Annotated in this window: 7 protein-coding genes and 1 pseudogene; all 8 read left to right on the forward strand. The window is 45.3% G+C overall.

The features are described from left to right. Positions 1-343 precede the first annotated feature (343 nt). The 8 genes and pseudogenes from QUA16_RS33480 (at position 344) to QUA16_RS33515 (ending at position 11,105) form a co-directional block, all read left to right on the forward strand. On the forward strand, positions 344-694 hold the full coding sequence (locus tag QUA16_RS33480) for a hypothetical protein (protein ID WP_333108737.1): 351 nt from the start codon (positions 344-346) through the stop codon (positions 692-694). 773 nt (positions 695-1,467) lie between these two features. Further along, the gene (locus QUA16_RS33485; RefSeq protein ID WP_333108735.1) at positions 1,468-1,662 is read left to right on the forward strand and encodes a hypothetical protein; all 195 of its coding nucleotides are present in this window, start codon (positions 1,468-1,470) and stop codon (positions 1,660-1,662) included. A gap of 12 nt (positions 1,663-1,674) precedes the next feature. Further along, positions 1,675-1,905, forward strand: a pseudogene (locus tag QUA16_RS33490) (DUF3574 domain-containing protein); the annotation flags it as partial. Positions 1,906-1,983: 78 nt separating this feature from the next. After that, on the forward strand, positions 1,984-2,271 hold the full coding sequence (locus tag QUA16_RS33495) for a hypothetical protein (protein ID WP_333108734.1): 288 nt from the start codon (positions 1,984-1,986) through the stop codon (positions 2,269-2,271). Positions 2,272-2,602: 331 nt separating this feature from the next. Then, positions 2,603-3,115 carry a hypothetical protein gene (locus QUA16_RS33500; RefSeq protein WP_333108733.1) on the forward strand — a complete coding sequence of 171 codons (513 nt, stop codon included), beginning with the start codon at positions 2,603-2,605 and terminating at the stop codon, positions 3,113-3,115. A gap of 271 nt (positions 3,116-3,386) precedes the next feature. Then, complete coding sequence (locus QUA16_RS33505) at positions 3,387-5,393, forward strand: ABC transporter ATP-binding protein (protein ID WP_333108732.1); 2,007 nt, start codon at positions 3,387-3,389, stop codon at positions 5,391-5,393. 637 nt (positions 5,394-6,030) lie between these two features. Next, on the forward strand, positions 6,031-9,444 hold the full coding sequence (locus tag QUA16_RS33510) for a PAS domain S-box protein (protein WP_333108731.1): 3,414 nt from the start codon (positions 6,031-6,033) through the stop codon (positions 9,442-9,444). 347 nt (positions 9,445-9,791) lie between these two features. Continuing rightward, positions 9,792-11,105 carry a cytochrome P450 gene (locus tag QUA16_RS33515; RefSeq protein ID WP_333108730.1) on the forward strand — a complete coding sequence of 438 codons (1,314 nt, stop codon included), beginning with the start codon at positions 9,792-9,794 and terminating at the stop codon, positions 11,103-11,105. The last annotated feature ends 58 nt before the right edge of the window (positions 11,106-11,163 follow it).

Below are 11,163 nucleotides of genomic sequence, written 5' to 3' on the forward strand. Positions count from 1 at the left end.
TCGCTTCTGTGATTTATTGCGTAAGCGTTGCTTGCCGAAGCCATCGCATCCCTCTTTAAAAACTGTCCGGAGTATTGTTCTAACTAAGTTATGACTTTAGTTAGAGGTAGAACTATTTGGCTGCTGTTAACGTGATATTCATGTGTGAAAAAGCTAATTGGCTGACACATAGGTTGCGTGTTTACCAGATTTTATCGCTAACCTATAACTCTATTTAGGTGGTTAAGTCGGAATTTAAAGCTAAGTTGGCTTTACCTCGAATTAGCTGCTGATTTTGGAGCGAGTCAATTAGATGAAAAAATGTTGAAAATTATCACCAATCAACTTAGGGAGTATTACTGAGATGAATTTGATTTCCACAGCCATTGCTCGCATCAGTTCCCTGCTTAAGGGCTTTCAAATTAAGAGTTTTTTGAGTGTTGTCCTAGTCGGTTTTCTGGTGCTGACAACCACTGTTGATTCGGGACGCACTAACAAAGGTTTTGGCACGCAAGCCAGCTCAAAATCTGAGCTAAACAATTCTGAAAGACCCCAAACAACGCGGGAATGGAGGCAAGAAGCTCGCGAAACCTCAGACTCTCCCGGCGAACGAGCTCAGAAGATTGGCCAAGAGGCAGGAGCAGCCGTGAAAGAAATGGGGGAGATGTACCAAGACACTGCTAAGAGAAGTATCGGCGAATTAAAGGGTAACTAGCTCCACCTAAAAAAATAGACCTCTTGCAAAAATCCTTTCATCAATTGATGGGACGGGCAAAATGCCCGTCCCACAAGAGTTATTTTTTCTTGTGGGATGGGCATCTTGCCCGTCCTAATTATTTTTGCAAGAGGTCTAATATAACACTGAGAAACCTGATTGCTTTCGGGGCGTAGCCAAGAGTGCTAGCCCTTCCGGGTTTCTCAACACCTGAAAAGTTTGACGTTTAAATAGGTTGAGCTACGTGAACAAACCTGACGGTCAACTGAGTACAGTTAGACCGCAGGCTTCTTTTTCCTTTTTTTTCTCATGCTTTTTATAGTGAGGTAGTTCCACCCCCACTTGCTAATATAGTATCAGAGTATTTCCCGATCATCTTGGGGTGTACAAGAATAATTGTCGCTTTGGGTACCTACACCCGACGCTTCTTTCCATCACGCGGGCGTAATTCCCAACGGGGTACTTCGCGCAGCGCTCAGATTAATCCCCTCTAAATATACCGAGGGACTTCCCGGCTCGTAGTTAATAGGACAGACGCAATCAAGTAGGCGAGCATAAATAAACTAGAACAGACGCTCAAAACCCCGGTTTCTCATGTGAAACTGGGTTTTTGAGTTGGAAGCTTTTTATGTTAAATTAAATCAAATCCGCGTTAAAAACCCCCTTGATAAGACTCGGCGGTTAAAACTGAGATATTGCAATATTCTCAATCAGCATTTCAAGGGCACGCTAGAAACAACGGCCCACAATATAGAATTTTTGCGTAATTCCTGATGAATAAACATCTTAACAGTCTTTGCTTGACCGGCCTGCTGTTCATCCTGCCTGTTTGTCCTGCGACAATTGCCCGCGCTCAACTTCCCGAAACTTCGGATACTAATGCCAAGCAAACAAATCTCCTCAAAGATGAACTGTATTTTGGCTTAACCAAACCGGGAGACGAGACAATTTCTGAATCCGAATGGTAGGAGTTTGTCAAAGCGGTTATTACCCCTCGCTTTCGGGAAGGACTAACCGTATTAGATGGCTCCAGGCAGTTTCTCAACAGCTCTGGCATTCTGATTAGAGAAAACTCTAAAATAGTTATTTTAATTTATGAAAGTAGTCCGGAAAAGAATCAAGCTATTCATGAAATTATCGAAACTTACAAGCACACTTTCCAGCAGGAGTCGGTGCTGCGGGCAACCAGCGAAGTTAAGGTTTCTTTCTGATGTGGTCATCCAATCAGCGTATTTATGATATTATTCGTGGTAATCAAGGTCATATCCTCAAAGATACGTAGGGTGCGGGTGCAAGAAAAATCAGAATTTGTGGGTATCGATCGCACACTGCAAAAAATCGTTAGAAAAACCTGCCCGGGAGAAAACAAAAACATGATGAACGACGGCAACCAAAAAGCTGAAGCGCCTGAAAGCGAGGATGCACAAAATTTGTCCGGCATGGCGAAAGCTTTTATTGTGAGCGTGGCTTGGTCTTACGCAGAGGCATTGGAGCGCATGAAACGATCGCGAACTCCACAGGAAGCCGCGCCGGAATCTCCGACAGAACAAGTCGAACCCGATACTGAAAAAAATTAATGACAGACTATTAATACGATCGATTTGCCAAAATATCTGGGGGTGCGATCTAACGCAATAGTCAATTAGCTGTTTTGAGTTAAGAACAATCTACTCAGAACAGCGAACTGTGCAGCTTAAGCCGGATTTGTATTGGATTTTACAATAAAAAAAAACTGAAAGCCCCGTGAGCCTTAAACAAGCTCAGGAAAAGCTTTAGTCGGGGGATGACAACTGCGTTGCAGGTTGGAACCGCAACCTATATCTATCCGTAAAAGGGATTTAAACTAAATAAAGTACGGTTTTACCGCTACAGTGTACAAAACAAATAACCAATTTTTAGATCGGTCTCATGTCTAATTCAAAAATGATTGGCAAAGCGATCGCAGGTGGCCTTTGCTTCGGCATCCTCGCCAGCTTCACCGCTTCACACGGCCCCGCATCCGCAGCAGCACCAATAATTGCCCAAGAAAAAGCAGCCCCGGCCGCTAGCAGCCTCGACCAGCAACTCCTAGGCCAATGGCAAGGCACAGTCCCCTCCGGTCAGTCTTTCACCTTCGTCTTTGCCCCAGAAGGCAAATTGTTTCTCATGGCGAAAGGCCCCGACGGAGCCGCCCGCGCCAAAGAAATGAGGTACAAAGTTAATCAGGGTGAAAAACCGATGCACATTGATGTCGGCCTCAGCAGCACAGAAACCGTTCAGACTGTTTTTGAATTGACTTCCGAAGGTCAAATGCGCCTTCAGTTGCAAGGCACCAATCCCGGACAGGCCAGACCTAATTCCTTAAACGAGCAGGCAACCTTGTTTAAAAAGGTCTCCGAGGCCACTGCACTGCCTGCTGACACTCAAATCATCGGTTTTTAAGGAAAATTGCAGGCAGAAGGCACTTATGGCAATTGTCAATTGAGTGAGGTACTGATTGGGATTTTCGATTTTCGATTTTCGATTGCGAAATTGGTAAGACAGCCGGCGAGTACCTCGCCTGATTGAGATCCGCTATAACTAGCTCTGAGTTTTCAGATTGCCACGCTTCGCGAGGAACGAAGCAATCTTAAAACTTTCCCCGTGCCTTCTGCCTTCCACAGGCCCTGCTACAATCCACTTAGTCTCCCTTTAATTTTTGCCATAGACTTCCATGAGTGAAACCGTCCTAGAAGTTCGCAACCTGCGGGTTCAATTTCAATCTGCGGACGCAGGCGATGCGTCTGCAACCGTCAAAGCGGTTGACGGCATTTCCTTTGAGGTCAAGCGAGGGCAAACTCTGGGCATCGTGGGAGAGTCGGGCTCGGGAAAATCGGTAACATCCCTGGCTGTTATGGGTTTGCTGTCGAGTTCGTCAACCAAAATCGATGGCGAAATTTGGTTTTCTCCGACAAAAGACGGCGTTAGCAATGGGCCTGTGAATCTCCTGGAAATGCCGGACAGGGAAAAACAAACATACCGCGGCAGCCAGATTGCGACGATTTTTCAAGAGCCGATGAGCTCGCTAAATCCTGTTTATACGATCGGATTTCAACTCACAGAAGCCATTTGTTTGCACCAACAGGTGTCGCAGACAGAAGCGCGACGCCAAGCTGCTTCTCTGCTGCAAGAAGTGAAGCTGCTACCGGGCGACGAGGAGCTCAGGCAGAGGTGTTTGGCTTTGCGACAAGAAGCGGTTCGGGAGGACGATCGCGATTTGATGCAGCTCGTCAACGGCCAAAAACAAGCTATGCTCGATCGCTACCCCCACGAACTCTCAGGCGGTCAAATCCAGCGCGTGATGATTGCAATGGCTATTTCTTGCAATCCAACTTTATTAATTGCTGATGAACCTACCACGGCTTTGGACGTAACCGTGCAGGCAACAATCTTAGCTTTGCTGCGGGAGTTGCGGGACTCTAGAGGCATGGCAATGATTTTTATTACCCACGATTTGGGCGTCATTGCTGAAATTGGCGATACGGTGGCGGTGATGTACCGAGGCAAGATTGTTGAGTGCGGTGCGATCGAACAAATTTTCAGCACTCCCCAACATCCTTACACAAAAGGTCTGTTAGCTTGCCGCCCAACTCTCGATCGGCAAAGGCGCCGCTTGCCGACAGTTTCCGATTTTATGGATGTCACCACAAATGCTAGCGGCGAATTAGTAATTGTCGAGAAAAATGCCGATTTAGACGGCGACAACAGCGGGGGAAATTCCGCTTTTGCAACAGGAAAACCGCCTCGGCTGCCGAATATTTCCGAGCCTTTGCTAGCTGTTAATAACTTGCGCGTCGGTTTTCCTGTTCAGGGGATGTTTGGCGAAACTAAACGCTTGTTTATGGCGGTAAACGATATTTCTTTTGAGGTTTACCCGGGCGAGACTTTGGGTTTGGTGGGCGAGTCTGGCTGCGGCAAATCAACTTTGGCTAGGGCTTTGCTGCAATTAATTCCGGCGGCCAGTGGTAAAGTGTTTTTTGAAGGTCAAGAAATTACGCCTCCTGCGAGAAGTAGTTCGGCATCGCAGTGGATGGCTAATTATCGGATGCAAAAAGAGTACGATCGCAAATTGCGGTGGCTGCGGCGCGATCTGCAAATTATTTTTCAAGACCCTTTTAGTTCTCTCGATCCGCGCCTAAATGTTGGGGATGCGGTGATGGAACCGATGGTGATTCACCGCTTTGGTAAGAACCAGAAAGAACAGCGCGAGCGCGCTGCTTATTTGTTGGAGAGAGTGGGTTTAAATCCCGATTTTATGCGACGCTACCCTCACGAGTTTTCGGGCGGACAGCGGCAGCGAATTTGTATTGCTAGAGCTTTGGCTTTGAATCCTAAGTTTATTATTTGCGATGAGTCGGTTTCGGCATTAGATGTGTCGGTGCAGGCGCAAGTTTTAAATTTGCTCAAGGAGTTGCAAACAGAGTTTGGACTGACTTATATTTTTATTTCTCACGATTTGAGCGTGGTCAAGTTTATGAGCGATCGGGCGATCGTCATGAACAAAGGTAAAATCGAGGAAATTGGCACTGCTGAGCGCATTTACCGCCAACCACAGCAAGCTTACACGCGGCAACTCATAGCTTCTATTCCTGCAGGGAATTTGGAGCGAATTCGGCAACAGCAACTAGGTCGCCAAGCTGCTTGGCCCCCATCGCCTACGGATGAATCGAAACACGTTTGAGATGTAGTGTTTTAAACTCGTATCAATTACCAATTACCCCTTACCAATTACTAATTAGCCATTACCCGCCAACATAGGAGTGCAAGAAAAACTGCTACGAAGATTTTTTTCCTTTTATCTTCACAAATCAGCCATTTATCTTTATTTTAACTTCATAATTTATTGTCAAATTCAACCTGCTTGAACTTGACTAATATTCCGGGTTGTTCAACCCACAGCCAGCGCGCTCCACGCAGTATTTTCCTACATCAAACCCGGTCATTCCTAGACGCAAAAAGTGGTATAACGCGCTACTATAACGCGGCAAGCAGCTTCATGTGCAGCGTACATAATTAAGTTCTGCGTCCAGGACTCGCTAAATTAGGCCAAATGTCCAATGACTAACAACAATATGTCGCCTAGTATTATAAGTAAACTCTCTCTAGGAGTCGGAAAAATTAGAAAATGCCTACCCCAGCTAAAAAGAGATTAGTTGCTACTTCCGTAAATACACTTAATTCTCGGCTCGTGTGGCGTAAATTTACCCAATTCTCCAATACGAGATTTCGCCAAATAGGACATATTTACAAAATTTCAACATCTTTATTGTATGTAATTTTTAAATAAGCACAACTCAAAGTAACTCTAGAGTAAAAGAATGAAAAATTCAGTTCAACTAGAAGAATCCCAAAGCACTAAATTGCTGAAATTGCTGCAAGTGTTGTGGACAAAAATTCCGACAGCAGTCACCACAATACAAAAAGCAGAATCTAGAAAGCAGTATGAAAAAAAAATCAGCGTAGCGACGATCGCCCCTGGCGGTGTATTCTCAATTTTGATAATTGTACTGCTTGTCTTAAACGGGTGGCTGGTAGGTGGCAGCGGTGATAATTTCTACGCCCGCCAAGTCGCCCTGGGATTTTTGGGAATAGCAAATATTGTCTTTTTGGCGGTATCGGGGCGCTTAAACACCCCTTGGGCCCTAGCGGGAAACGATCGCCCATCCAGGGAACCCAACGGGGGCGATCGCTTTTTTAGCCTCTCGCTAGATATGCTGTGCGTCCTTAGTTTTGACGGTTATATAACACTCATCAACCCAGCAGCAGAAAAAATCCTTGGCTATTCCCCAGGAGAAATGATTGGCCAACTCTTCATTGAATTCGTGCATCCAGACGATCGCGAAATTACTTTAAAAGAAGCTGAAAGTATTGCTGCGGGGAATAATACCGTTGGGTTTGAAAACCGCTGGCGCTGTCGAAACGGTTCTTACAAGTGGATAGCCTGGACTGCTACCCGTTTCTGCGAGGAAGAATTGATCTATGGTGTCGGCCGCGACATTACCGCTCAAAAACAAGCAGAAGTCGCGCTGCAAGAGAGTCAGCGTTTTGTTGAGCGAATTGCCAATACCAGTCCTAATCTTCTGTATGTATATGACGAAAGCGAGCAGCGAAATGTCTACAGCAACCGCGAAATCACTGACACCCTCGGCTATACGAGCCCAGAAGTTAAAAACATGGGCAGCAATCTGTTGCCCACCATCATCCACCCTGACGACTTAGCTAAATTTCCCGAATATTTTCAGCAATTAGAAAATGCTCCCGACGGCGAAGTTATTGAGTACGAATATCGGGTACGCGACAAAAATGGCTGTTGGCGCTGGCTAGCCAGTCGGGAAATTGTGTTTAGCAGAAAAGAGGAGGGAAAAATTCAGCAGCGTCTCGGTGCCGCTGCTGACATTACAGAGCGCAAAATAGCAGAACAAGCTTTAGCAGAACAATTAAAACTTTCTTTATTCACAGCAGATGTGGGAATTGGTCTAACTCAAAACCAGACTTTGCTTGCAACTTTGCAATATTGCGCCGATGCAGTTGTGCGCCATTTGGATGTTGCCTTTGCTCGGATTTGGACGTTGAATGAAGAGGGAAATGTATTGCACCTGCAAGCAAGCGCGGGGATATATACTCACATTGACGGCGCTCACAGCCGCATTGCTGTCGGCGAGTTCAAGATTGGTTTAATCGCCCTGGAGCGACAACCTCACATCACTAATTGTGTGAAAGAAGATGCCCGAATCCACGATAAAGAATGGGCTTCACGAGAAGGAATGGTGGCTTTTGCTGGATATCCGCTAATTGTTGACAATCAGTTGCTGGGAGTAATGGCGATGTTTGCTCGCCAGGAGTTGAACGAATCAACGCTGATTGCTTTGGCTTCAAGTGCTGATGCGATCGCCCTGGGAATTAAGCGCAAACAAACAGAAGAAGCTCTCGCCAGACAACAGCAAACTTTGAGGACAATTATTGACAACGCTCCCATCTGGGTGTGGATGGCCAATTCTAGCGGGCGGATGTTATTAGTTAACAAAACTTTCTGCGAAGATGTGGCTATACCTGAATCAAGATTTTTAGCTGCCTCTCACTATTCCGAAGTTTTGGGATTAGAAGCATCTGCTAACTGCATGGAATCTGACGCGCAAGCGTGGAGCCAAAATCTTCCCTGTTATACTGAAGAAGTGATGCAGCTTGCTGATGGCAAAGAACATTATTTGGAGACAATTAAAACTAAGGTTAAAGATGATTCGGGTAACGCGATCGGCTTAATTGGTTTGGGTTTGGACGTTACAAAACAAAAAGAATCTCAAAGACAGTTGCAAAAGTCGGAAGCGAGATTCCGTAAATTAGCTGAGCGGGAAGCGCTGCTGAACCAGCTAGCTAGCAATATCCGCCAATCTCTGGATTTAGATACTATTTTGGCAACAACTGTGCAGCAAATTCGCGACTTGCTGCAACTCGATCGCTGTGTGTTTCTCTGGTATTTGCCAGACGCTTCGCCACCTGCTTGGGATGTCGTCCACGAAGCTAAAAATGATGATTTGTTCTCGCTTTTGGGTTATTTCCCTGCTGACATAACGGGTACGCTGTCGCAAAAAATCGCTAATTTGGAAGTTTATCAAATAGATGATGTTGCAACTGTCAGCGATCCCGTACAACGAAAATTCTTTTTGGATGTTGGTTGCAAGTCTGTCTTGGATTTGCCGATTAAAAGTGCCGGAGGTTTAACTGGTGTTGTTAGCTGCGTTTCTTGCAGCGAGGTTCGCAAGTGGACAAAAGAGGAAGTGGAGTTAATGGAGGCAATTGGCGATCAATTGGCGATCGCCATCAGTCAATCTGAACTTTACACTCAAAGCGTCCATTCAGCCCGGATAGCGCAAGAACAAGCTGCAAAACTCGAAGTAACTCTGTGCGAACTTAAGCTTGCTCAAACTCAACTCGTGCAGGCAGAAAAAATGTCTAGTCTCGGTCAGATGGTAGCAGGAATTGCCCACGAAATCAATAACCCGGTCAGCTTTATTTTCGGCAATCTTACCTACACAGAAGAATACACCGGGAGCCTGATGAAACTGCTGCAAATGTATCGAGATGAATACCCGGAACCTTCTCCAGATATTCAGGAGGAAATAGAAGTGTTAGAGCTGGATTTTGTCCTAGACGACTTGCCGAAAATGCTGTCTTCTATGCAGATGGGAGCTACTCGCATCCGGGATATCGTGCGGAGTTTGCGGAATTTCTCTCGCCTTGATGAATCTGACATGAAAAAGGTTAACATTCACGAAGGCATCGACAGCACATTGATGATTTTAGAACACCGTCTGAAAGTTCAGCCTGAGCGCCCCGCAATTCAACTCGTTAAAGAATACGGACAATTGCCACTGGTGGAGTGCTACGCCGGACTCTTGAATCAGGTGTTTATGAATATTATTGCTAACGCTATCGACGTTTTACAACAACCGCTCGAAAATCCGGGAATTATTCGCATTCGTACAGAGGTAGAAGGTACTCTCGCTGTGATTAGAATTGCTGATAACGGTGCAGGGATGACCGCTCAAGTCAAGCAGCGGATATTTGACCCGTTCTATACTACAAAACCGATAGGTTCGGGGACGGGGATGGGTTTAGCGATTTCCCATTCAATTATTGTCGAAAAACATAAAGGTGAAATCAATTGTATTTCCGCTATAGGGAAAGGAAGTGAATTTACGATCAAGATTCCGATTAAAAGCACAGAAAATTAAATGGGTTTGTGGGCAAAATTAGTCAGGTGCGTCAATCGATTTTAGATTTTAGATTTTAGATTTTAGATTTTAGATTGACCCCAGGGATAAATGCGGGGGCTTGAGGATTTTAGATTTTAGATTTTGGATTAATTCCACGCATAAATCACGTGGCGGATACCACCTTTGAAATTCGTGGTCAGTTGGCAAAACCACCATTTTTTTCTACCAATATTAAGACTGACGCCCTACAGGCTACAAACAGAGAAAAGTTGTTTTACCAGAAATTTGTCTCGTGCGTATTGCCCGCCCTCCAACTAAAATTGATATGATATTAAAAATCTAAAATCTAAAATCTAAAATCTAAAATGGCATTACCTCCCGGCAGTTTCGGTTTACCCCTAATTGGCGATACCCTCAACTTTTTGCAAGATTCCCAATTTGCCAAAAAACGCCACCAGCAGTACGGGCCCCTTTTCAAAACCAGCATTTTCGGACTGCCTACCGTGTTTATGCGTGGCCAAGAGGCAAATTTGTTTGTTTTAAGCAATGACAACAAATATTTTGTTGTGAGTTTTCCTCCGAGTACGAAAGCGCTTTTAGGGCCGCTTTCCTTGGCGCTGCAAACGGGTACTAACCACCAAAATAGGCGCAAGTTGCTGTACCAAGCGTTTCAGCCACGCTCTTTGGCAGGCTACATCGGCGCGATGGAAAATATCACTCAGCGCTATTTGGAAAAATGGACAAAAATGGAAACGCTGACTTGGTATCCCGAACTGAGAAATTATACTTTTGATGTGGCGGGTAAGTTGTTAGTAGGGATTGAAAATGGTTCGGAAACGGCGCTAGGACATAATTTTGAAACTTGGTCTAACGGTTTATTTTCGATTCCTTTAGATGTGCCTTGGACTAAGTTTGGCAAAGCGAAAAATAGCAGAAAGTTACTGTTGGCAGAACTTGAAAAGATTATTCGCGATCGCCAACAAGGAACCCCTAGCGGCAATGATGCTTTGAGTTTGCTGATTTCGGCTCGCGATGACGAGGGAAATAGTTTGAGTTTGGATGAGTTAAAAGATCAAGTGCTGTTGCTGCTGTTTGCAGGACACGAAACTTTAACTTCGGCGATCGCCTCTTTTTGTCTTCTGCTATCTCAAAATCCCGATGTGATGGCAAAAGTCCGCGCCGAACAGCAGCAGTTCCCCGCAACTGAACCGCTAACCTTGGAACAACTCAAACAAATGACTTATTTAGAGCAAGTTATGCGAGAAGTGCTGCGTTTAGTTCCACCGGTAGGAGGTGTTTTTCGGACAGTAATTAATGCTTGTGAGTTCGGCGGCTATGAAATTCCCAAGGGTTGGAGCGTGGTTTCAGGGATTAATCAAACCCATCAGGATAGTCAACTTTATCCTGAACCCGATCGATTCGACCCCGATCGATTTAGCTCGGATCGATCGGCTAAACCGTTCAGTTACGTGCCATTTGGTGGCGGTTTGCGAGAATGTTTGGGCAAAGAATTTGCCCGGTTAGAGATGAAGTTGTTTGCGGCAAAGATTGTTCGGGAGTTTGAATGGGAGCTTTTACCGGATCAAGATTTGAATTTAATCACAGTACCGACTCCCCATCCCCGCGACGGTTTGCGAGTAAAATTTCGGCGGAACTATTCTTACTGTAGTTTAGACTAAAAAATGAGCGCAGCTAAAAGTAGCCACCTTTGAATCTCAGGCAAGCTGTTGCTCAAAA

Origin of the sequence: Microcoleus sp. S13_C3, from assembly GCF_036700905.1 — a bacterium.
In the GTDB taxonomy this organism is placed as follows: Bacteria; Cyanobacteriota; Cyanobacteriia; order Cyanobacteriales; family Microcoleaceae; genus Microcoleus.